Source organism: Psychrobacter sp. ER1, assembly GCF_048631835.1.
Lineage (GTDB): Bacteria > Pseudomonadota > Gammaproteobacteria > Pseudomonadales > Moraxellaceae > Psychrobacter.
Genome location: NZ_CP184640.1, coordinates 2,157,992 through 2,182,044, shown reverse-complemented (window position 1 = coordinate 2,182,044; position 24,053 = coordinate 2,157,992). Strand labels below are relative to the sequence as shown.

The window sequence follows — 24,053 nt, the reverse complement described above, 5'->3', positions numbered from 1 at the left end:
GATTACTATGATTGCTCGGACGACCATAGTTTTAAATATCTATATCGATTTCCAACTCATTCAGTATATCTATGGCAGCGCGAAACGCTTCTTGAGTAGCAGGTGCACCGCAGTACGGCAAGCTGTGCATGAGCACTTCTCTAATCTCGGCGACACTGGCCCCGTTGTTAATGGCACCGCGTATATGACCTTTCAACTCATTTGGGCTTTTTTGAGCAATTAAAAAGGCAATAGTGATTAATGAGCGATACTTGCGTGGTAATACTGAGTCATCTTGCCAAGTACTGCCCCAAGCGTGTTCGATAATCCAGTCTTGCAGCGGTTGGGTAAATCCTGTGGCCGCATCAAGCGAGCGTTTGACATGCTGCTCACCCATCACCTCAGTGCGTACCTTGAGACCATTATCATAGTTAGGATTGTTGTCCGTATTGCTATCAGTCATATCGTCGTCCTTAATGTTTTTACCAAAATGTTTTTACCAAATCGACTGTTAATACATCGATATTGCTACATTTCTTTAAGCGAGATTTTATCGAAGTTGTTTCTTACAAAATCGTATATCAGTCATATGGTGTCTGCTCAGTCATAAAGCAAGCGCTTATTGATAAGCGTAATCAGGCAAATGCCAGTTATAATGAGCGCTACAATCATATTATTGATGGCACTATTTTTATAATAAATGTTCAATATGGCCTTACTATGCGCCTTTTCAGAGCTGAGCCATTAACATTTAAAGCGTTTTAAGCTATGATTGCACGGATAATTATTTCATATAGTATATAGACGCAGGCAGTCATGCTGACTACCCACGTAATGTGCTACACCCCAACTGACGAGGACGACTATTGTGTTAGAAGCTTATCGTAAACATGTCGAAGAACGTGCTGAGCTAGGAACTGTACCCCTACCACTAAATGAAAAACAAGTAGTAGAGTTGGTTGAATTATTAAAGAACCCGCCTGCAGGCGAAGATGCGTTCTTGATGAACCTATTAGAAAACCGTATCCCTGCTGGTGTTGACCAAGCAGCATACGTTAAAGCGGCATTTTTGGCTGCTATCTTAAAGGGTGAAACATCATCACCACTTATCAGCAAGCAAAAAGCTGTTGAAATTCTAGGCACTATGCAAGGTGGCTACAACGTTCAGCCACTAGTTGCTGCACTAGATGATAGCGAAGTTGCACAAGACGCTGCTGAAGCACTAAAGAAAACTTTGCTAGTATTTGACGCGTTCAATGACGTGACTGAAAAAGCTGAAGCTGGCAACACTATTGCTAAAGAAGTGATTCAGTCTTGGGCTGACGCAGAATGGTTCTTGAACCGTGCTGAAGTACCAAAGAAAACCACTTATACGACGTTTAAAGTAACTGGCGAAACCAACACGGATGACTTGTCACCTGCGCAAGACGCATGGAGCCGTCCTGATATCCCATTGCATTCACTAGCCATGCACAAAAACTCTCGCGACGGCATCAATGCTGACGAAGAGGGCGTTGTTGGCCCAATGAAACAAATCGAAGCACTGAAAGAAAAAGGCCATCCGCTAGCCTATGTTGGTGATGTTGTTGGTACTGGTTCTAGCCGTAAGTCTGCGACCAACTCAGTATTGTGGTTGATGGGTGAAGATATCCCTAATGTGCCAAACAAACGTGGCGGCGGTTTAGTACTTGGTAACAATATCGCTCCTATCTTCTTCAACACGATGGAAGATTCTGGCGCATTGCCAATCGAAAAAGTGGCAGTCGATAACCTAAACATGGGCGATGTATTTGACATCTATCCGTACGAAGGCAAAATCACTAAGCATGACTCTGACGAAGTACTATCAACGTTCTCACTAAACTCACCAACATTGCTTGATGAAGTTCGTGCTGGCGGCCGTATTCCATTAATCGTTGGTCGTGGTTTGACTAACCGTGCTCGTGAATACATGGGTCTTGGTCATTCAGACATCTTTGCTAAGCCAGAAGAGCCAGCTGATACTGGTAAAGGCTTTACGCTTGCACAGAAAATGGTTGGTAAAGCTTGTGGCCTGTCAGGCGTACGTCCAGGTATGTACTGTGAGCCTAAGATGACGACTGTCGGCTCTCAGGATACGACTGGTCCGATGACGCGTGATGAGCTAAAAGACTTGGCATGTTTGGGCTTCCAAGCAGACCTCGTGATGCAGTCATTCTGTCATACTGCCGCTTATCCAAAGCCAGTTGACGTTGAGACTCAGCACACACTACCTGACTTTATCATGAACCGTGGCGGCGTAAGCTTACGTCCAGGTGATGGTATCATTCACTCATGGTTGAACCGTATGCTACTTCCAGATACCGTTGGTACTGGTGGTGACTCGCATACTCGTTTCCCAATGGGTATTTCGTTCCCAGCGGGTTCTGGTCTAGTTGCTTTCGCAGCGGCAACTGGTGTAATGCCACTTGATATGCCTGAATCTGTCCGTGTTCGTTTTGTTGGTGAGCGTCAAGCTGGTATCACGCTACGTGACCTAGTACATGCTATCCCTTATCAAGCGATCAAAGAAGGTTACTTGACCGTGGATAAGAAAGGTAAAATCAACGAGTTCAACGGCCGTATTCTTGAAATCGAAGGTCTAGAAGATTTGACCGCTGAGCAAGCGTTTGAATTGTCTGATGCCTCAGCTGAGCGTAGTGCTGCTGGTTGTACCATTACTTTGTCTGAAGCGTCAGTGACTGAGTACCTAAACTCAAACATTACGCTGCTTAAGTGGATGATCTCAGAAGGCTATGGCGATGCACGTACGATCAGCCGCCGTGTTGAGCAAATGCAAGAGTGGTTGGCTAATCCAAGCCTCATGCGTGCTGATGATGATGCTGAATATGCTATCGACATCACTATCGATATGAGCGAAATCAAAGAGCCTATCCTTTGCTGCCCGAACGATCCAGATGATGCAAAAACGCTAGCAGACGTGGCTGGTGATACGATTGATGAAGTATTCATTGGTTCATGTATGACTAACATCGGTCACTTCCGTGCCGCTGGTAAATTGCTACAAGACGTACCAGCAGGTAGCCTGAAGACTCGTCTATGGATTGCACCACCTACTAAGATGGATGCACGTCAGTTGATGGAAGAAGGGTACTACAACATTTATGCACAAGCCGGCGCTCGTACTGAAATGCCAGGTTGTTCACTATGTATGGGTAACCAAGCACGTATCGCACCGAAATCGACGGCGGTATCGACCTCAACTCGTAACTTCCCGAACCGTCTAGGTCAAGGCGCTAACGTATACCTAGCTTCTGCAGAGCTTGCAGCAGTCGCAGCGGTACTTGGTAAATTGCCGACTAACGATGAGTATCAGCAGTATGCTGGTATGCTAAACAGCATGGGTGATGAAGTCTATCAATACATGAACTTCGACCGTATGGAAGACTATACTGAAGAAGCAGACAAGATTAACGTTGCTCAGTTGACCTAATCTTGAGTATATAAGCTTTTAAAATTAGAGGCTTTATACTAAAAACTTTATACATAAAAAATAACCCCGTATCGTCATGATGCGGGGTTTTTTATTAATGACTCTAAGAAAACTAGTATTCATTTACAAACTTTTATTGAGTATCTATAATCAAAGCCAATGGTTGATAATTTTCACTGACTATTTCTACTTTTCACGACTGAGATAAAAAGCCCTATGGAAAATAATATCAAGCTCAATAAAGCGACACCGCCACCATTGCCCGGATCTACGATGGCTAACAATCATAATGATGAAGAAAATTACGGCATCATTGACTGGTTTAAAAAAGGCATGAGAAATTACACGAATTTTTCTGGCCGTGCTCGCCGTAAAGAGTATTGGTATTTTTTCTAGTACAAATGGGAGTGATGATCGTTGCAATGCTGATAGACGCAATAATATTCAGCTCAGAGACAGGTTTATTTTACATAGTAGCAGTACTTGGTTTATTTCTGCCTGGTCTTGCCGTGACTATCCGCCGCTTGCATGATACTAGCCGCTCAGGATGGTGGTTTTTGATAGGGATAGTACCACTAATAGGATCTATTATATTGCTGGTATTTCTAGCGAGTGATACCAAGCCTGAAACCAATAAATGGGGTCTACCGGCAAAATAGTCCGGTTAAAACAGGCGATAATCGTTAATAAAACGGCTGACGCCTGTTTACAAATGTGCTCACTGATTTTTGAGTCTGGTTTCTGTATAATATAGGGGCAGGCGGAAACCGTGGCTCTGCATTTCACCTCTCTTTTTATCTCGGGACGGACCGATACTTTGATACGCACCTTGCTGTTTAAATACAGGTGCTTTGGAGTCTTGGTTGATGACCTTATCACCGCTTAAACGTCGCTTAATTTATGTGACCGCTTTCGAAATTATCGCGATTATCTTGTCTACACTCATATTGATGAAACTCAGTCACAGTGACGCATCAGAATCCTTACCAATCGCCGTAATGATGTCGGTAGCAGCCGTCGTTTGGAACTTTATATATAATACCGCTTTTGAAGCGTGGGAACGCCGCAGACGTATTGTACGTCGCACGTTATGGATACGCAGTGTTCATGCTTTTGGTTTTGAAGGTGGGCTGGTGTTGATCTGCTTGCCACTATATATGATTTGGTACGATGTTGGTCTAGTAAAAGCCTTTATGATGGAAGTAGCGCTACTGCTATTTTTCTTAGTTTATACGTTTACGTTTACTCTGATTTTTGACAAGATATTTACTTTACCTCATCATTCTAAACCCGCGTCCGCTTCTTAATTAAAGGCATTAACAAAAAAAGGGCTACCATATTGGCAGCCCTTTTTTGATAGCATCACTACAGACCATCTAGTCAAAACAAGTTCAGCGTTCAAATCGAACAGCTTATTGTCTCGTTATTTAAATTGCTATTTACCTTGATATACAGGCTTACGTTTTTCGATAAAGGCGCTAACCCCTTCGATAAAGTCATCGGTTTTTGCCATTACTGTCTGTTGCTCTACTTCCGTATCTAACGCCGCGCTCAAACCAGCGAAGGCGTGTACATTGAAGCTCTCTTTCATAGCGGCCAACGCTTTGCCTGGCAGCTGGCTCAATCGTAGCGCCAATGCTTGTACGGTGGCTTCTAGCTCGTCAATACTTACCACGTTGTTTACTAGGTTTAAGCGCGCCATGTCTTCGGCTTTTAGTTTATCACCTAGCATCACAAGCTCAGTGGCTTTTGCTGCACCAACCAATTGGTTTAATAAGTAAATGCCACCTGCATCTGGCACTAGGCCAATATTAACGAACGCTTGTACAAACTTTGCATTGTCTGCGGCAATTCGGAAGTCACAAGTAAGCGCCAAGTTCATGCCAGCACCAGCTACGGCACCTTCTAATTTAGCAATAATCGGCTTATGGATATGACGTAACTTTAAGCTGACTTCGCCTGCACCTTCTACCATACCTCTTAATTTTTTTGAAACAATATCCTTATCTAATCCTTCAGACAACATCTCTTTAATATCGCCGCCGCTTGAGAAGTTACCACCAGCCCCTTGTAAAATAATCACCCGTACTTGATCATCTACAGCCGCTTTATCTAGCGCTATCAAGACTTGATTTTTAAGGGTGTGCCAAAGGCATTTAAGCTTTTGGATCGTTAAAGGTAATGGTAGCAATGTGCTCTGCAACTTGATAATCGACGAGAGACTGTGACATTTGAGATTTCCTTATTTTAAATGACGGTTTTAATATGTTGTATCAACGACAATACTTTGAGATAAAGGTAAAAATGGTTCAATGCTGATTACTATAGCAGCTTGCTATGATTATAAAAGCGTGTTTTGTGGGCGCTTAAGACACATCTATATACTGGTAAACTTTACTATTTTATCTTAAAAGCTGATGCTAGCTAATGGGACAAAACGACTGGCTCGTAAAAAGGCTATGACCTAAGGGGTTAATGGATTATGCTAATATGTTAGGTTGAGTGTAAAAGAGTCGTAAAAGACACAAGGGTACGCTCGAACTTTTCATTGATCAAACAAGGATGTGGTTATGCCAACTATCACTGTAAATAACGCTGATATTTATTACGAAGACAGTGCACCGAACGACACACAAAAGCCTGTTATCGTATTTGCTCACGGTCTACTGTGGAGCTCACAGATGTATGACAAGCAAGTGGAGCATTTTCAAACAGACTATCGCTGTATTGCTTTTGATTTTCGCGGACAAGGTCAGTCGCAGGTTACCAAATCTGGCTATGATATGGAGACGCTGACTGACGATACGCTTGGCTTGCTTGCAGCGCTTGGTATTGATAAATGTCACTTTGTTGGGTTATCTATGGGTGGGTTCGTGGCTCAACGTATCGCGCTCAAACGTCCTGAGTTACTATTGTCGTTAACGCTGTTAGAAACCTCTGCTGACCCTGAAGATCCAAAAAATATACCTCAGTATCGCAAGCTGGTCAAAGCGATTCGCTGGCTAGGTATGAAGCGTGTGAGTAATAAAGTGATGCCAATCATGTTTGGCAGTACGTTCTTGGCAGATAAGCTGCGCAAATCTGATCGTAAGCAGTGGTTAACGATGCTACAAAGCAATCGCAAGGGCGGCGTGGTCAAAGCAACAATGGGCGTGATTGAGCGTACAGGTACTTATGAGCAGTTGGGTGAGATTACAACGCCGACACTGATTGTGGTTGGGGATGAAGATGCCGCCACGCCTTATGCCAAATCTGAACGCATGCATTTTGCTATCGCTGGGTCCAAGCTTGCTATTATCAAAGGTGCTGGTCATACATCGACAGTAGAAGAGCCTGATCAAGTGAACCAAGTACTTCGTCAGTTTTTGGAAAGTTGTGCTTAGTGTAGCTACTTTTCGAGAGCTTTAAAGCCTCATATCTATAGGAAAACCTAAGCAAATATCTATATAAAAAAGCCGCTACCTGTATTTGATAGCGGCTTTTTGTATGGTGTAAGTTGTTAAGTAGCAGACAGCTAGCTATATCAGCGATAACAGTTACATTCGTGAGCTGTACTGGCTATGTCCATCATCAATGGTTCCAAAGGCTTCTGCACGATTGACAATTTCAGTCGCCCAAGCACGGTGCGTCGCAGGCTCTAGCATCGTATTATTGTACTTAAATACTGCTTTGGCCTCAGTGTGAAGGATCGCTTGTGCTTCATCCAATGTACTCAGTGGTACACAGTAAGCTTGCTGTACTAGGGCGATTTGGCTTGGATGAATGACAGTTTTGCCCACCATTCCTAAGCTGACATCTCGGTTCAGCTCTTGCATAAACAGTGTCGGCTGATCTAAATACTCAAATACTGGCGCGGTAAGATAAAAACCATGCGGCACAAAACAGCCAAGCATTTGATAAGCCAACGTACCGATAGGCGAGTCATAGACAATACTGTTTTTTGGGCGGCGTAAGCGTAATGCTGCGAACAAGTCATTACCGCCGATACGCAATGCAAAAACTGGCTGGCTAAACGCTTCTTTAAAAGCGATGGCAAGCTCCTGATTGTGATGCGGATTAAACAGCGCTGCGGTTTCAAGCGTCGGCATAAGTAGTTGATCTACTTTTAGGTTCTGACAAGCCATTCGCCAGTTAGATAGGCTATACATATCAACTTTTGGCATGACAAAACCATCGATAAGATCGATATGGGTATAGTCAGCCAGTTGCTGTAGCATCATCGGGCTACGTGGACGTATAAAGACCAGTGGACGAGTTGGATACTGAGCATGAATTTTCGCTGATTTAGATGGCGCATTGATGCTATTCACATGCTCAGCCCAAGTATTCAGGAGGGTTCGCAAACGCTCAAGCGCCAACTCTACATCCTGCTGACTGACCGCATCCTCTAGACAGATAATAATACTATTGATCGTCGGTAGTTTATCTCGCTTGATGACTTGCCAAATATCTTGGCGAGTCGCAGGCATGTACAAGCTAGCGCCGAGCTGATATGGATGGTGCGTGTGCGGTTTGACCATCGCATGACGCTCAGTGATCAGATGCGCATAAGATTGGGTATCATTGTAAAGGTCTGACTCGGTTTTTAGCATATCTGACATAATTGGCATCATAAGTAGAGAGTATAAGAGAACGAAAAAGAAAGTATTTAATACTGGTAAATGTATTAAGTGTCTTGGGAGCGCTGCTTGATAAGCGTGATGGCTTGATAAGGCAGTATTTTATCACCTAATACACTGATAGTGATATTTCGTTGCGCACATAAGTGGCGTAGCAGTACGGTATCAGGGTGCTCAGCAGTGGCGAGCAATATGCGCTCTGGATCACGGCGTAATATGGCACGTGTTGCCTCGGCAATAGTCGGCTTAATACGGTTGCGATTGATAATCTTATAGTCTGCGGCCAACGTCTCTATCAACGCCGCAGTCTGGTAGCGTGGCTGCTTGTAAGTCGGTAGACGCGCTGGAGTAGTAGCCAATGATCGTCTCGTTGCATCTATATGCTCGATAAATGCCAAGCTGTGATCTACCTCAATTAAACCATCATAAAAGACACTGCGATGCAGGCCTGATGATGGCTCTGTATACAAGCTGCGTGAAATTAATCCCGATACGGTGCTGTTTAACAAACCAGACGGGATCAACCAGTCTTCTTCACTAGCCGCGAGCCAAGCAACGCCAGCCGGATCAGCAAGGGTCAGTAACGGAATGACGTCAGCGCCTTGATGAAAAATGTTGGCAAAATTAACATGGGTGGAATCACTAAACGTCTCTAGACTACGAACCAACTCTTGATAGATGGCACCTTTACCTGTCCAGCCATCGACGAATACGATTGGACTGTTTGGATAAGCATCCAGTAGCATTTGCAGGGCCACTGGATCAAGACCACGATCCCGAATGATACTGATGCCATAATGTACACTTGGCAAGTGATAGCTATTGTCTGTATCCGACAGCGCACGCTGCAATAACACACCAATCGGTAGACCAGCTCGCACCAAACTGACCAAAACCAGTGGGTGCTCATCACTCACGTCCTGCTCGAACACCTGATGCAACGTATGTGATAAATGAGCGATATCAGTGGCTGTCCTTGTTGACCCTTGCTCTAATGCCTGTATGTATAGCTGCTCATGCATGGCAGTAGGTGCTTGCTCTAAAGTCAGCATGTCAGAGTAATGGCGCTGTCCGCTTTGGATAAGCGCTTCTTTTTGACTGACGGGCACATCGACAACCGCGTCCTTATCTACCATATCGAGTAGGACAGTGACATCGCTTGCAAGATAGCTGCCTGAGCCATAGTTTTGCAGAGCAGCTCTTTTTGTCTGTATATTAGGTAAAGTCATAGTATGAATAATAGCACTCTTGATGATAACAGTGGATTTGCGTGGCTGCAGTTTAAACTGATGGCTTAGACTGACGATTTAGACTGACGATTTAGACGGGTATTGCTCATGCAATTGGCCATGATTGGGCATACCGTACCAGTCCAATAACTGTAAGAAAGGCAGGTCAGCTAAGCTATCACCAAAACCAAAACTGGGACGCTGATGGTCTAAATGATGCTCTAATAAAAACTGTACCGCATGACGCTTATGAACGACATGGGGCAATATCGCTAGGTTATTGGCATTCACATGTACATAGAAATCTTGATCAAAATCACGTATCAGAGTGGGCAGTTTTTCAGCTAAATCTACGAGCGCTTGATGATCTTTTTGCGCATGTTTGATAGCCAGATAAATGGTTAGCTCTTCATCAACGGAACCATTGTTAAAGCTATCGATATGCGGTGTAAATACTAAATGACTTTGCTCGCTTTGACTATGATTGGCAAATAACTGGCTTAACTTAGTAAGCTTAACTTGCAATGGCGCAAGCTTACTATACATATGCTGCTGCCAACTGCTCAGCAGCGCTCCGTCAGACATTAAAATAATTGCTCCATGGGTCAATACTTGCCAGCTATCAAATGGCAGCTTCACACGTTTTATTTCACTACGATCCCTTGCCGTCACTACAATTAATTCAGTACTAGCAAGCAACCAATTAAAAAGGTTGCTTGGCGCTGACTCATAAAGCTCAAAGGCTCGTCTTGTTTATTGACTGTTGCACAAACTAGAGATTCAGGTTCAGTGGTGGGTAAATCCCATGCGTCAATTTTACGCTGGGTTTGGAATAGCGTATCGTCCAAATCCATCAAGGCATAAGGCTTAATAATGTCTGGGTTGGCTTTAAAAAATGAGGTAGTCATGGCGTCGTCCGTAAATAATAGGTTTGAAAGTTAGAGAGCAGTTTAATGACTAGGGCTCACCACCAGCACGTTATCCAAATCTCGCCACATAGCATCCACACTTTCAGCTGATGTTTCTATACACAACACAATCAAATCCCAATCACTAGGCTCAACGTTATAAGCAAAATTGGTCATACCAAGCCCATAATTGTCACTAAAGCTCAGCATCGTGGTAATTGCTCCACCAAGCGCAATCGGTGAGCGGGTTAATGCGCTAAAATTAACCATGGACGCTGTATCTTCGCTCAGTTTTTAGACTCTGTTTCAAGCCATTCAGCCAATAAAAATGGCAACCAAACAAACTCATTGCTACCCAATACTAGGATTCTTTTTGGTAGCTGAGTAACATCAAAGTTTTCTTGATCATTGAAACGGGTAAATGCAGCTTGAAAACTCGAAAGGTAGTTAGCAAAACCCTTTGTACTGTCTAGCGTTGGAAATCTGCCCCAATTATCAGTATCACCGAGTGCCTGACTACCAGCGGCAGTAGTATCAACCGATGGCATTGTAATGGGTTCAGGATTGGGTGCATCTGTCCATTGCCAGGCACCAGACAGTAAATGATGGCGATGAAACTCAATACCAGCGAGACGATCGGCCATACGTGCAGGCTTAGCATCTGACTGTGGATTAGATGTTTCTTGATCTAATGACCAGTCGACCAATGTTGTCAGATGCACTTGCTCTAACTGGTTCAATCCTGCTTCACGTAGGGCCGTGACGACATTAACGCAGGTATTGCCCGTTGAGGCTTCATCATCGACCATAATTAATGTTTTACTGGCCAGTAGCTGCGCTTGAGTAACGCTATCTTTGCTCTGATAAATCAAATGCTGGCTGGCATGACTGTGATCTTCGCAAAACGTCGTCAGCAAGGAGTCAGTACCATTTGCATCACTACTCTCATCGTGCTGTGCATGACGCGTAGAGTTCAATAGCAGGGCTTGAGGATAGCGCGCTTGTAACGCTTGATGGACACCAGCAGATAGACCAACAGCGGTCTCTGCCATACCAATGACTAGCACTGGCTCAGCCAAGCCACTAGGCACTAAATCAGCCAAGTCAGTAAACGCCTCTCGCATGATGCTTGGCGCAACGGGAATATGACGACCTAGCACTTTTGAGACAAACAAAAACGCACGCTTTGGATTAATACGCTGTGCAAATCCTAGCAAATCTTCTAATTGATAATGGTCGCGTTGTTCTGCACCATTTTTATTAGTGGCTGATTTATTGGTGGCTGAGTTGATTTGATAAGTTAGATCTAGCGTACCACGGGGTAGGGTGATGGTCGTACTGTGTTGCTCATTTAACATTCATATTCCTTGGCGCTTTTATTTATATATCGTCATAGATTTTTAACCCTGACAGCCAACCAGCCATAAGGCACTGCGACTTTGCTTGCTTAGCTGAGGTGTTGTAAGAGGCGTAGCACTGGTCAAATCAGATGTGTTCTCCAAACTGATGCCAGCGCTCGCCAGTAGGGCAGATAATAACTGAAATTTCACCGCATAGTTCATGTTTTGTGCATGTTCATGAACCAGACTTGATGTGACCATACCGACCACCTCTCCAGTCGGCAATAATAAAGGACTACCACTAGATCCAGGCTGAATGGGTGCGGTGAATTGCATATGACGGATATCGTTATTTAAACCTGTCAATCCTGATATACAGCCTTGAGTGACTTGCAGTTGGCTACTCAGTCCTGACAACGGAAACCCCAGTGTGGTAATGGTCTCACCCAATATATCAACACACTGCTGCGCCAATGGAAGGTAGCTAGGCAAAGGATCACTAACTCTAATAATAGCTGAGTCGCTTCCGATATCGCTGAGTACGACTTGTGCCTCGCGATCAGGCTGACCTTGCTGACGTACGCCAACCATCGCTGCTGATTCAATCACATGATAGCAGGTCAGCAGATGATAGGGATCAATAGCAAACGCTGTTCCTGTCCAAGTCTCGCCTGCTTGTAATTGACGAGGAGGGCGAGCTTCGTTATTTGGTTGAGTACGCTGCTGCTGTTGCGCTTCTTGAATAAGTGTATGTGTGCTAGGTGGACGAACATCCAAACTAACCTGTACATGATGTTCAAGGTTCGCTAAGCCTTGCGTTGATGCCTCACCAAGCGCCCGACATTTAAACTGTCCATTACGCTGATATATTTCTAATATAATCGCTGCTTTGACATGCCGCTCGTTTGTTGTGAAGTTATAGTGAATATCCCCATCGTTGAGCGTGAGGCTTACGTCATTTAACTCTACCGCTGGCAAGTTTAGAGCTTGGCTCATGATAAACATAAGCAATCAGTTGTAAGAAACTAACGCCAAGTGTATCAAATAACTGGGGTAAATCTAACTGCCATGCGCTTGGATTATCCTTGCTATCGAGCTGAGCCCAGTCTTTAGACTCATGTAAATAAGCAGGACTACAAACCGCTTTACGATAGGCATCTAATGGCAACCACAATAGCCCAAGCTGCTGTCCAAATCCCAATGATTTAGTAGTAGAAAATGCGATCGAACACTTTGTATTTTCGATAACCGTATTGGCTCCTAGCACTAATTCGACTTGCTTCAACATCACATTTCCTTAGTTTATTTGCGCGATTATAATTATTTTTATTGTTTAATGATTTTATCTTTGAGACTAAAGTCTGACTATATAAAGGGTTTTGATTTTGTTTTAAACCTACCATTCCAAAAAGAAAAAACGCTAATGGATGTTTTAATAAACAATTAAGATTAATTGCATAATAGATATATCAAGATATATAGGTTTAAATAGTTTCAAAATCCCTTTTAATAATTAATTCCTTTTAGAAAATAATGATGAGGTTTTATAGTCTAGCCATTTGTCGGTTAATGTAGCCACTTATCGGACAAAGCCATATAGTGTATTGCTACAAAATAAGATTCCGGTGATAATACAATCAAAATCTATTGCTATTTAGTAACTCTACTGTGACTAAGTGTTATGTGTAAAATTTGAAAATAGTATTTGATTTAAACCTATTAATTTTAATCTTATTTTCAAGCTTATTACTATTTCTCGATTAACGAATTTCTAGTAGTTAGAGCGCTTATATGCTTAATAACTATAAGAATCGAAGTTTCATCTACTGAATATAGTTCATTTCTTATAATATAAAAGATATACAAAAACTATTGTGTGGTTGATGTCTGAATATTTTTTATATTGTGAGAAAGTCAGTTAGTGGACCTTTGAAACGTTATTCACATTAGTTTATCTAGATAGCTTGATATAAGAAAGCGTAGCAGTATTTTAAGAAAAGGAGTGCTCTGTGAAATTCTCTTGTGCATTAGAAACGTCTTCTGAACGTATTCGTCTGGTCAATGTTATTTCGCCGCTTATCAAAGCAGGTTATCAGCTAGTCTCCCAAAAGCAAGAACCTTCAGAGAATGGTGGTAATATCATTCATGTGATCGCAAGAAGCCTGGGCTCTAAAACGCAGGAAGATCTAATCGATGACTTGTCTTCAATTGAAGGTTGTACGCTTTTTAATCTAGAAATAGATGAAGAGGGCGGATCGTCAGCTGCCCCTGCAAAAAAGACATTGGATGAGAAAAGCGTCTTATCAGCCATTGGTGCTTATTACCCTAAAATAGCAGATATTGTCAGTCAGTATGAAGATAGTTTGCCTATTGAGCGACGTGTGACGGCATTGCAAGAGTTGGGTCGTAAGGTTGGCGGCGGTATTTACCAGCGTGATTATTCACTTGGCAGTCCACTGAAGATGCCTACTACGATCACTCGTGAGCTTGTGCCAGCACTGAAAGGTCTGTCTAAAGTTAAAGCAAAAAACAATGTGATCTATTTAATCAAATGTCCGTTCTGTAAGTCGTCAGATCATACTCACTCGGGATGCCATTTTATTGTGGGTTATATAGAAGGCTTTTTGGCAAGCAACCCCGCTATAGATGTGGTTCAGGTTGAAGAGACTAACTGCGGCGCCGGTAGTACCAATATTTGTGAATTTACCATTGGGTAAGAAATACTGTGTGTAGATAATTTTATGTATATGCAAAAAAATTAACGAGCGAATGACGCACCGTGTTGCAATAAAAGTAACGTTATTTGACTCAATTCTTATGATAGATAAAAGGCAAAAAAATGATGGAAGTTGAATATAACTTACTTTTGGTGTTGGTCTCATACGCCATTGCAGTATTTGGTTCTTATGTTGGCTTAAACCTTGCCATTCGAGTACCTTCTGCTAAGCCAGGAACGGATTTGTATTTTTGGGTAGCGCTATCATCGATTGCTATCGGTGGTGCGATTTGGTCTATGCATTATATCGGTATGATGGCAGTAGATATGAAGATGCCTGTGACTTATGACTTAGGGTTAACAATTGTCTCAATGTTACTCGCGATTTGTTTCGTTGCAGTCGGTATTGTCATCGTAGGTCGCGGTGAGCCAAGCGTTGCTAAGCTAATCGGTGGCGGCGTACTTACTGGACTGGGTGTTGCAGCCATGCATTATACCGGTATGGCCTCTATGCAGATGGACGCTACCATGTCGTACAATATACCGCTGCTTATCTTATCGATTGTAATTGCTATTGCGGCCGCTATCGCTGCACTATGGTTGGCATTCAATCTACGTGGTACATTACAGCGTTTTGGTAGTGCCTTCATCATGGGTCTTGCAGTTTGTGGTATGCATTACACTGGTATAGCCGCGATGGAAATGACGATGACTAATCACTCGATGTCTATGGATTATACGCATGCAGGTGCCATCTCTTCATCAATTATGATCTTCATCGGTTCAGCAATCGTACTTAGCTTACTATGGGTCATAGCTTCTAAAAATGCACCTAAGCAAGCGACACTAGCATTTGGCGAGTAATTTTAAACGTTAATTTTTAATACTTTTCAAGAATGAAGATAATAAAAAGGTTTTTAGATATTAATCTAAAAACCTTTTTTGTGTCTGTTCAAATCATTTACTAACCACGTGCATGCTTAGCAGACTATTTATTCATCACCCTTTTCAATTTTCACACTCATCATAATAGAGCGTACTTGGCATGGTTCAATATGCTGAATATTGGTCTCTAAGTTAGGTCTCTCTGATAACCCCAACCAATAAGAAAATCCGACTTGCGTCAAATCAATCCCACTATGAGATGTATAACCAATACCACCTGATGGACGACTATTGATCTCAAGAACACGGTGCTGACCGCTATCATCAGCTTTGGTTTGTACACTGACGATGCCATCACAGCCAAAAGCCCTAATCAGTGGGATTACGACATCCATGACAGACTGCTCATAACCAACGTGTTGTATTTTCCCTGTTTTATGACGAGTAACAGCAGCTAGGACTTCACCATATTCACAGACCACATCGATAGAGTATTCTTGCCCTGATAAATAAGGCATAAGCAGCATGGGAATAGGGCGCTCATGTACCATTTGACTGTTAGTATAGGCATTTACAAATTGGGCTGTATTTATTTTTTTCTCTTCAGTGAAGTATAAGTGCTCAAAGCTATCGTACGTAGTACTATCTGCTTTACCCGTGTCTAGTCGCCAAAACCCTTGGGCAAAAATACCGACAACAGGTTTGACACATAGAGGTTGGTCACCATGCTCGGTGAGTAAAGCCTCAAGCTCCGCCGTATTATCAAAACGCCATGCGTCCGCCACTGGGATATTATGAGTGTGACAATGCTGCATAAAAGCAAACTTGTCATCGATTGATTCTAGTGCCGCTACGCTAGTTGCGCCTGTTAATAAACGAATACCCGCAGCGTCAAATTTCTCACGATGCGCTTCATAATCAACACCATTGCGCCCAGTCAGCAGTACTTTTACGTTATGCTTTTGAGCTTGCTCCAATACGAACTGCCAGCGTGGTATAGCAGTTTCATCAGTCATTTGGATATCAGTATCTACGATCGAGTCAGATGGCTCACGATAAACCATATCGGCGAATTCGAAAATCTCAGGTCTATCATGACGGTGTGAGGCAATAACTTGAAAAGGGCGGTTTGATTTGCTCTTTAGACTTTGTAAGCTCTCCAACATATCACGCTGGCTAGATTGGCCTTCAGCTAACCACGCCGCTACTGGCATTGAAGGGTTACTATTGTCAGCAAGATTATTCATAATTCTCTCAGCGTTATCATTAGGTATCGGGGAATGGGCAAGTCAATATTGCTACTGCAAATCTAGTAGTAATATTAGCAAAGGTATACGGTTTAATAGGACGTATTATATACAAATGATATGCGTTATAAACGCCTCTAATAAAATAGTCATAGGGATTTGTAAGGATGACTTTATCGCTTATATCGTGATTGTCTGGTTCAAAAATTCATAGTATCCATGCTACTATATGATGATAGTCAGCATGACAATGACAACAGCATAATAAATAATCTAAAGGACGTATGATGAGTCAAAACCAACCTCAAAAACTAATTGCAGGTGCCAATGCGCCACTACCGACTGACAATATTAGCATTCGTATTTTAAGCCAAAATGCTATCGATTGTGCTGCTTATCGTCTGACTACTGACGGCAAAGTGCGCGGTGATGGTGACATGATATTTTATGGTCAGACACGTAGCGATGATGGTAGCGTTAGCTTCCGTGGTCATGACAGTGATGGATTTTTTGATATCAATTTGTCTGCACAGCCTGCAACTATTGAGAAAATTGCCCTAGCGTTTTCTAGTGCGCAAACACTGTCACAAGTTGGCGATGTGGACATTCAAGTTCTGCAAGGCAATCAAGTGCTAATGACCTGTCAACTGAGTAGCGCTGGACGTAATGAAAAAGCCATTATATTGGCTGAATGCTATCGCAGACAAGGAAGCTGGAAATTTCGTTTTATTGCCCAAGGATTTGAGGGAGGGCTAAAGCCTTTATCTGAGCATTTTGGTGTGGAAATCGCTGATGAAGCGCCTGCCCAAAATCATAACCCTGCACAAAGCCAACCTCAACCTATCAACACGCAGCGACCAATCAACACGCAGCGACCAATCAATACGCAAAAAGCAGGCAACACGTCTCAAGCTAACAATCCGCCACCGATTCCTGCTAACCCTTCAATTAACTTAAGTAAAATAACCTTAACCAAAAACCAATCTAGCATTAATCTTAAAAAACGTGATGACTTTGGTAAAATTTCGGTCAATTTAGATTGGAACCAATGCCCCCAAAGTAATAAATCAACACCTAAAAAGGCATACTGGGAGATCTGTTTAAGCAGCATCAATCAAGCGGTATCGATTTAGATGTCGGCGCTATGATTCATCTAAAAAATGGTGAAAAAACCCTTATTCAAGCGTTAGGTAATCGTTTTGGTAGTTTACAATCAGCGCCTTATGTTTGCCTACGTGCGGATGATAGAACGGGGCAGGTAAGTGGCGGTGAATGGCTAGATATTAATGGTCAGCAATGGTCACAGATTGAAGAGGTATTTATCTTTGCATTTATCTATGAAGGCGCACCCAACTGGGAAAAACCGATGGGGTTGTGACTATTCATGTGCCAGAGCAATCACCGATTGAGACACGTTTGACCGAAGGTGCAGGCAATCTACCAATGTGTGCCATTGCCCGTTTGGTCAATCAACAGGGTAGTATCAATGTTGAGCGTATCAACCAATACTTCAAAGGTCACCAAGAAATGGACAAAGCGTTTAACTGGGGCTTTAGTTGGAAGCGTGGACGTAAATAGTATTCTTAATTATAAGTAATAAATATAAAAGAGCGGCCCAGCTATTGATAGATGGGCCGCTCTCTTTGAAATAAACTATTTAACTAGGGCGTGTCTTCATTTCAAAAATGGTGATAAAAATGAGATAAATTGCCGTCAAACAAGAAAAATAGCGCAGATAATATCGGGATATTAACCAGCTATTTGACGCTGTTTGGCAAGATTTAGCCATTTTTAGCCCATTTAGATGACTATCGGGTGAATTGAAGACACGCCCTAGATTGGTAATAATCCAGTTAAGTCTTCAGTCAATTACGCATGCGGTGTGATAGCAGGCATTAAGTCGTGGAAAGTACGGCCAGAAGCTGTCTCGCCAATCGCATGCATTTTCCATTCATTGTTGTGACGATAAACTTTTGCCATTACCATTGCTGTGTGTCCACCTTGGGCAGACAAGTTATAACGTGCTACTTCGCTATTGTTATTGGCATTAACAATACGGCAAAACGCATTTTCTACTGTCTCAAACGTTTGACCAGTAAAGCTATTAACCGTGAATACCAATGAAACCACATTGGCAGGTACTCTTGAGAGATCGACATTGATGACTTCATCATCACCATCACCGTCGCCAGTACGGTTATCACCAGTATGCACGATACTGCCGTCTTTCGATTTTAGCTGACTGAACCAAATGGCATCGACTGCTTGCTTGTTAGCGTCGAACATGATGCATGAAGCATCTAAATCGATAGAGTCGCCACCAGAACCGCCGCCGAATAATTTTCCTAAGAAGCCACCTTTTTTATCCTGTGGCCCTTGCGCGACATCCCAGCCTAGACCTAGTTTAACTTGAGTAAGCTCGCCACCAGCTTCTTTGCTTAGGGAGATTTTTTGACCTTTTTGAAGACTAACTGCCATGTGAGTATCCTTATAATAATTGTGAGTAAAACCGTTTAAAAATAACGCTAAAGAATGTTATAAATTGCGAAAGGTGCTATAAGATATTGTCTAAGAAGCCACCGCCGCCGCCACGTCCGCCTGAGCTACTACCTAGGACGCTTTGTATCCAACCTTGATAACTGTCACGATTGCGCGAGCAAATAATGACTTTGCCACTTCCTGAGAAGTTCAGAACCATACCTTCGCCACTAGTAACAGAGTTGATGATATTGCTCATGATGCCTTTTTTCTTACTGGTCGAAACTGATAACTTGTATTCAAGGTTCGAATTCCAGCAGACCACATGACCGTTGTCAATAATGACGTCTTTGTCTGGTGTGACATCAATCTCAAACAACGAACCAAAACCAGATACCACGACTTGGCCTTGACCTTGGGTCTGCATCACCATAAAGCCGCCTGTATCACCAAACACTGCACCGCCTAAATTGCGCTGAATATTGGCTCTGATATCGACGCCAGTTTGAGCCGCGACAAACGCACCATCACTCAATGTATACTGCTGCTTGCCAACTTCTATGATTTGCATATCACCATCGAGCGTGGGCGCAAGCAAACAGTCGCCCTCACCATTAACCGCTTCAATCTGCTGTTGGAATAACGATTCATCGTTTGCAAAGCGGCGCATCAGTGACTGCATCAGGCCACCTTGTAGCTTACCTTTCAGCTCAAGATTGGACTCCATCATTACCATCGCATTGGCTTCACAATAAATTGAATCGCCTTTTTTAAGATTGCAATGCAAAAAAGGTTCAATAGTACCGATTAAACTGAATGTTGCGGCCATGGCTTGCAAATCCTTATTCTAATATCTTTGTTAAATGCTCTTAATGTGTGCCTTTGCTTTTTTCTCTATAAACTTTAATCATAAGCCAATTAAAATCAAAGCCATCAAATGCGTTAAAGGGGCACACTTGATGGCTTATTAGATCATAACCAAACGTCTGATTATGATAATTGGCTTGCTAAACGTTTACGTTAATTTTAACGCTAAACATTTACGCCATAAGAGGCTGCTAGTGGTCCAAGGCCACCGCTGAAACCTTGACCTACAGCACGGAATTTCCAGTCGCCACTGTGACGATATAATTCGCCAAAGATCATTGCTGTTTCAGTGCTGCCGTCTTCTGATAGGTCATAACGAGCGATTTCAGACTCACCATTGTCGTTTACAACGCGGATGTAAGCATCACCAACTTGACCGAAGTTTTGGTTACGTGCCTGACCTTCGTAGATGATTGCACAGATAGCTACTTTATTGACGTCAGCTGGGATGCTAGCAAGGTTGATTTTGATTTTCTCATCATCGCCATCACCTTCGCCAGTACGGTTATCACCAGTGTGCTCAACGGCGCCGTTGTCTGATTTTAAGTTATTGAAAAAGATAAAGTCTTGGTCGTTACGAACTTTTCCTGCTTCGTTGATCAAAAACCGATTGCATCTAAATCAAACTCTTGGCCGTCAGTGGCACGTGGGTCCCAGCCTAGACCGACTGTAATGTTAGTTAAACCTGGCGCTTCTTTTGATAAGTTTACGTTGCCGCCTTTTGTTAAGCTAATAGCCATACAAATATCCTTTGGATTAATAGTTAAGTGGATTGAATAATGAAAAAGAAATTAAAAGTTGTGCAGTGACTGATATACCAGCTAGAGCAGCGAAATAACTTAGTTGTATGCTATATACCGTATATCATTACGTTTTACTATACTAAGCGTTCGCCTACTAAGCAAGGCGTATTTTGTGCGCTTACTATATGCTTACTAAGGGACATAATACTTCTGTATCTTTGATAATTTCTAATCAACTTAGCAATAGTCGTTAAGATATTGTTATGAAAAGTAATGTTTCATACAAAAGGGATTTAGCATAAAGGTAGCTTAGATAAAACAATCGCTTCGAAAAATACCGACTGACTATATGGGCTTAGAATAAACCAACTCATGGCTTAGGTATGCTTCGCAGCTAGTATGAGAGCATGGCATTATATAAAAACCTATTTAGATAAATATACATGTATCTCTTATTCTGCAAAAACCGACCAGCCAGTTTTTTGTACGAAGCGCTCTAGTGCTTTTAGTCCAAGCTTAGAGTTACCTACATGATCAAGCCCTGGTGACCAGACAGCGATAGAACCTTTACCAGGTGCTATCGTCAAAATACCGCCACCAACACCACTTTTGCCTGGTAAGCCCACACGGTAAGCAAATTCGCCAGAACCATCATAATGACCACACATCATCATCAATGAGTTAATACGGCGTGCTCGTTTTTCATTGATTACACTTACTCCTGAGTGCTTATCAACTCCGTTAGACACTAAATAAAGACCGGCACTGGCCAGCTGTTGACAGTTCATTGCAATTGAGCACTGATGAAAATACGTACCCAATACATTATCCACATCGTGTTTTAAACGACCAAAGGATTTCATAAAGTGCGCCAGAGAGGCATTCCGGTCCTTGTGCGCCATCTCAGAAGCCGCTACTTTATGATCAAAGCGAATTGACTCATCATCTGCAATGAGGTGAACAAACTGCAGGATTTCACCTAGTGTCTCTTTTGGCTCATGTCCCATCATAATAGCATCCACCACGGCAATGGCACCAGCATTGATAAAAGGATTGCGCGGTCGGCCAGACTCGTGCTCGAGCATCACAATTGAATTAAAGGGATCGCCAGATGGTTCACGCCCGACATGTGTCCAAAGTGTATCGCCTAGCTTGCCAAGACCAATGGTTAAGGTAAATACCTTAGAGATACTTTGGATGGAAAACAGAGTGCTTGCATCACCTGCTGCATACATATGCCCATCAGGAGTAGCTACAGCTATACCGAACTGGTTCGGGTCGACATGAGCCAATTGCGGGATATAATCTGCTACTTTGCCGCGGTCAGTTTCTCTTGCCATCTCTGCGGCAATATCATCAAGAATTTTTTGCATATCGTTTATAGGGTCTTTTTTCGACAAGTTATTTAAGGACGAAGATTTTAACCGAAGATAGGGTGATAGTAACAGGGCAAACGTAACTTTAACCATTGATTGTCTCAATTATGGGTTATTCCGATATCTTGGGGCTTCAATATGACTTAACAGTAAGGCAAAAATAGTGTGAAAAAAGCAGGCCATACCTGATGATATGACCTGCTTAGATGTATAACTAAATACAGATTACACTGAGAACATGCCTTAGTTTAAGCTTGCTTTCTCAGCTTTACGATGCTGAAGTGACGCTAGCAGCGCCCAACCAATAAAGGCAATACCAATCAAACCAGTGATAATCTCTGGCACATGGAACTTCACTGACAATAGCATAATCAGTGCCAATGCGCCGATGGCATAATGTGCGCCATGCTCAAGATAGATGAACTCGTCAAGCGTGCCTTTGTCTACCAAGAAGATAGTCATAGAACGCACGAACATCGCACCAATCGCAAGACCTAACATGATAACAATCACGTCATTAGTAATTGCAAATGCGCCAATCACACCATCGAAACTGAATGAGGCATCTAGGACTTCTAAGTATAAGAAACCAATGATACCACCTTTCATAATGGCACCTGGTCGCCGCAGCGCCCGAACCATTTTCTTCGTTTTCTAGGTCTTCTTCCAGATCGCCCTCAAGCATACCCGATACAACCTGTACGCCCAGATAAACCAAGATACCCCAAACACCTGCGATTAGGACAGCGCTTGACTGCTCTGCATTGGCCCATGATACCGCGATCATCAAGACGATAAGCGCTACAAATACGCTCATAGCATCGACTTTACCTAGCTTGGCTAAACGGCTCTCAAGCCAGTCAAACCAATGTACTTCTTTGTCATCAAAAATAAAGTTCAAGAATACCAATAGTAAGAAGATACCACCAAATGCTGAGATTTCCGCATGGTGTGCCATTAGTCTTGCCGAGTATTCTTCAGGGCTATATAAAGCCAAGTTGATAACTTCCATCATACCAAGGTCAGCAGTAACCGCGACGATGACAATAGGGAAGACCAATCGCATACCGAATACTGCGATTAGGATACCAACGGTTAAAAATATCTTTTTCCAAAATTCGTCCCAGCCCTTAAGGACTGAAGCATTGACCACCGCATTATCAAAAGATAATGAAATCTCCATGACGGCCAAAATAGCGGTAATAGAAAGAGTGGCTATCATGCCACCCATACCGCCATGTGAATATCCCCACCATGCTGCTATTGCCAAAGCAATTGCGGTAAAGATAAAGTCTAAATAAAAATGTCTCATGACACATCCTGTATGGTTGCGTAAAGCTAAGGTCTACCTAGTATAGGCATGAACCGCAAAAAAGCGGTTATTACTAACCACTTTTTATGCATAATTTTAAACGAAACGTAAAGCATTACTAGTCATTTGGCCATTAAAAATTGTGACTATTTGCAACGATGGCGGTTTGCTATTTTGGATGTGATGACAGTGACTAATAACAGACTAAATACCAGTAAATAATGGTTTTAGATATCAACACCGTATTGCTGACACATCGCTTGCAAACCGCCCGAGTAGCCTTGACCAACAGCACGGAATTTCCATTCGCCGTTGTGACGATATACTTCGCCAAATACCATTGCTGTTTCAACAGAATAGTCTTCTGCTAAATCAAAACGTACCACTTCAGTGCCTGTTTCTTCATTGACGACACGGATAAAGGCGTTTGCGACCTGACCAAAGTTCTGACTGCGAGCAGCAGCGTCATGGATAGTCACTGTCACGACTACTTTATCTACGTCTGCAGGTACTTGAGTGAGGTTGACTTTGATAACCTCATCATCACCGTCGCCTTCGCCAGTACGGTTGTCACCAGTATGCTCGACAGCGCCATTGTCAGACTTCAGCTGATTGTAAAAGATAAAGTCATGATCGCCGCGTACTTTACCCGCGCCATTTAGCAAAAACACGCTAGCATCAAGGTCGAACTCAGCACCAGAAGTGGCGCGCTCATCCCAGCCAAGACCAATAAGTAGCTTGGTTAAATTTGGGTCAGTTTTCGTTAGCGATAAATTACCGCCTTTATTAAGTGATAAAGCCATGGTGTTATCCTTTTTATTAGATGTTAGTGGTTTTATAAGGTCATCGAAAAAAGGCGATGCTTACGCAATAACTGCGCAA

At 42.7% G+C, this 24,053-nt stretch carries 20 protein-coding genes and 4 pseudogenes; 8 read left to right on the top strand and 16 right to left on the bottom strand.

Annotated elements, in window-relative coordinates; genetic code table 11:
* Positions 1-31: 31 nt before the first annotated feature.
* Positions 32-442, bottom strand: a complete 411-nt coding sequence (locus ACOBWA_RS10110) for a carboxymuconolactone decarboxylase family protein (RefSeq protein ID WP_057760859.1) — start codon at positions 440-442, stop codon at positions 32-34.
* A gap of 405 nt (positions 443-847) precedes the next feature.
* Between ACOBWA_RS10110 and acnB the strand changes: the two genes are divergently transcribed.
* From acnB to ACOBWA_RS10090, 4 genes are all read left to right on the top strand, one after another.
* A complete protein-coding gene (gene acnB, locus ACOBWA_RS10105) occupies positions 848-3,451 on the top strand; it encodes a bifunctional aconitate hydratase 2/2-methylisocitrate dehydratase (RefSeq protein WP_298807215.1) in 2,604 nt (867 codons plus the stop codon).
* Positions 3,452-3,667: 216 nt separating this feature from the next.
* Positions 3,668-3,847, top strand: coding sequence for a DUF805 domain-containing protein (locus ACOBWA_RS10100; protein WP_420229270.1), 180 nt, complete (start codon positions 3,668-3,670; stop codon positions 3,845-3,847).
* 26 nt (positions 3,848-3,873) lie between these two features.
* Positions 3,874-4,110 carry a DUF805 domain-containing protein gene (locus ACOBWA_RS10095; RefSeq protein WP_420229269.1) on the top strand — a complete coding sequence of 79 codons (237 nt, stop codon included), beginning with the start codon at positions 3,874-3,876 and terminating at the stop codon, positions 4,108-4,110.
* Between the two features lie 207 nt (positions 4,111-4,317).
* A complete protein-coding gene (locus ACOBWA_RS10090) occupies positions 4,318-4,758 on the top strand; it encodes a PACE efflux transporter (RefSeq protein WP_420230761.1) in 441 nt (146 codons plus the stop codon).
* A 128-nt stretch (positions 4,759-4,886) separates the two neighbouring features.
* Here ACOBWA_RS10090 and ACOBWA_RS10085 read toward each other — a convergent pair whose 3' ends face one another.
* Positions 4,887-5,576: an enoyl-CoA hydratase/isomerase family protein gene (locus tag ACOBWA_RS10085; RefSeq protein ID WP_420229268.1), complete on the bottom strand. Its 690-nt coding sequence runs from the start codon at positions 5,574-5,576 to the stop codon at positions 4,887-4,889.
* Between the two features lie 445 nt (positions 5,577-6,021).
* Here ACOBWA_RS10085 and ACOBWA_RS10080 point away from each other — a divergent pair, with 445 nt between their 5' ends.
* Entirely contained in the window at positions 6,022-6,834 is an 813-nt protein-coding gene (locus ACOBWA_RS10080) for an alpha/beta fold hydrolase (RefSeq protein WP_290177614.1), read from the top strand.
* A gap of 153 nt (positions 6,835-6,987) precedes the next feature.
* Here the strand turns inward: ACOBWA_RS10080 and ACOBWA_RS10075 are convergent, their stop codons facing one another.
* The 7 genes and pseudogenes from ACOBWA_RS10075 to ACOBWA_RS10045 all read right to left on the bottom strand — a co-directional run bounded on the left by ACOBWA_RS10075 (position 6,988) and on the right by ACOBWA_RS10045 (position 12,835).
* On the bottom strand, positions 6,988-8,052 hold the full coding sequence (locus ACOBWA_RS10075) for an HpcH/HpaI aldolase/citrate lyase family protein (RefSeq protein ID WP_420229267.1): 1,065 nt from the start codon (positions 8,050-8,052) through the stop codon (positions 6,988-6,990).
* Between the two features lie 65 nt (positions 8,053-8,117).
* Positions 8,118-9,299, bottom strand: coding sequence for a cysteine protease StiP domain-containing protein (locus tag ACOBWA_RS10070; RefSeq protein WP_420229266.1), 1,182 nt, complete (start codon positions 9,297-9,299; stop codon positions 8,118-8,120).
* A 78-nt stretch (positions 9,300-9,377) separates the two neighbouring features.
* Positions 9,378-10,207 (bottom strand): annotated as a pseudogene (locus ACOBWA_RS10065) (HAD hydrolase family protein).
* A gap of 42 nt (positions 10,208-10,249) precedes the next feature.
* Entirely contained in the window at positions 10,250-10,477 is a 228-nt protein-coding gene (locus tag ACOBWA_RS10060) for a TRSP domain-containing protein (RefSeq protein WP_420229265.1), read from the bottom strand.
* 17 nt (positions 10,478-10,494) lie between these two features.
* Complete coding sequence (locus tag ACOBWA_RS10055; protein ID WP_420229264.1) at positions 10,495-11,565, bottom strand: phosphoribosyltransferase domain-containing protein; 1,071 nt, start codon at positions 11,563-11,565, stop codon at positions 10,495-10,497.
* A 42-nt stretch (positions 11,566-11,607) separates the two neighbouring features.
* Complete coding sequence (locus ACOBWA_RS10050) at positions 11,608-12,543, bottom strand: S1 family peptidase (RefSeq protein ID WP_420229263.1); 936 nt, start codon at positions 12,541-12,543, stop codon at positions 11,608-11,610.
* Positions 12,503-12,835 (bottom strand): hypothetical protein, encoded by a 333-nt coding sequence (locus ACOBWA_RS10045; protein ID WP_420229262.1) that lies wholly within the window; start codon positions 12,833-12,835, stop codon positions 12,503-12,505. Before ACOBWA_RS10045 ends, ACOBWA_RS10050 begins: the two co-directional genes overlap by 41 nt.
* A 721-nt stretch (positions 12,836-13,556) precedes the next feature.
* Between ACOBWA_RS10045 and ACOBWA_RS10040 the strand changes: the two genes are divergently transcribed.
* Together ACOBWA_RS10040 and ACOBWA_RS10035 are read left to right on the top strand one after the other, a co-directional pair.
* Entirely contained in the window at positions 13,557-14,264 is a 708-nt protein-coding gene (locus ACOBWA_RS10040; RefSeq protein WP_420229261.1) for a hypothetical protein, read from the top strand.
* 122 nt (positions 14,265-14,386) lie between these two features.
* Positions 14,387-15,127 (top strand): MHYT domain-containing protein, encoded by a 741-nt coding sequence (locus ACOBWA_RS10035; RefSeq protein WP_420229260.1) that lies wholly within the window; start codon positions 14,387-14,389, stop codon positions 15,125-15,127.
* Positions 15,128-15,255: 128 nt separating this feature from the next.
* Here ACOBWA_RS10035 and ACOBWA_RS10030 read toward each other — a convergent pair whose 3' ends face one another.
* On the bottom strand, positions 15,256-16,395 hold the full coding sequence (locus ACOBWA_RS10030; RefSeq protein WP_420229259.1) for an ATP-grasp domain-containing protein: 1,140 nt from the start codon (positions 16,393-16,395) through the stop codon (positions 15,256-15,258).
* A 287-nt stretch (positions 16,396-16,682) separates the two neighbouring features.
* Between ACOBWA_RS10030 and ACOBWA_RS10025 the strand changes: the two are divergent.
* Positions 16,683-17,973: pseudogene (locus ACOBWA_RS10025) on the top strand (TerD family protein).
* A gap of 291 nt (positions 17,974-18,264) precedes the next feature.
* Here the strand turns inward: ACOBWA_RS10025 and ACOBWA_RS10020 are convergent.
* From ACOBWA_RS10020 to ACOBWA_RS09995, 6 genes and pseudogenes are all read right to left on the bottom strand, one after another.
* Positions 18,265-18,873 (bottom strand): TerD family protein, encoded by a 609-nt coding sequence (locus tag ACOBWA_RS10020; RefSeq protein ID WP_057760836.1) that lies wholly within the window; start codon positions 18,871-18,873, stop codon positions 18,265-18,267.
* 76 nt (positions 18,874-18,949) lie between these two features.
* Positions 18,950-19,702: a TIGR00266 family protein gene (locus ACOBWA_RS10015; protein ID WP_420229258.1), complete on the bottom strand. Its 753-nt coding sequence runs from the start codon at positions 19,700-19,702 to the stop codon at positions 18,950-18,952.
* Between the two features lie 203 nt (positions 19,703-19,905).
* Positions 19,906-20,480 (bottom strand): annotated as a pseudogene (locus tag ACOBWA_RS10010) (TerD family protein).
* Positions 20,481-20,935: 455 nt separating this feature from the next.
* On the bottom strand, positions 20,936-21,856 hold the full coding sequence (locus ACOBWA_RS10005; RefSeq protein ID WP_420229257.1) for a glutaminase: 921 nt from the start codon (positions 21,854-21,856) through the stop codon (positions 20,936-20,938).
* A gap of 246 nt (positions 21,857-22,102) precedes the next feature.
* A pseudogene (locus ACOBWA_RS10000) lies at positions 22,103-23,171 on the bottom strand (DUF475 domain-containing protein).
* A 227-nt stretch (positions 23,172-23,398) separates the two neighbouring features.
* Complete coding sequence (locus ACOBWA_RS09995) at positions 23,399-23,974, bottom strand: TerD family protein (protein WP_057760825.1); 576 nt, start codon at positions 23,972-23,974, stop codon at positions 23,399-23,401.
* Positions 23,975-24,053 lie beyond the last annotated feature (79 nt).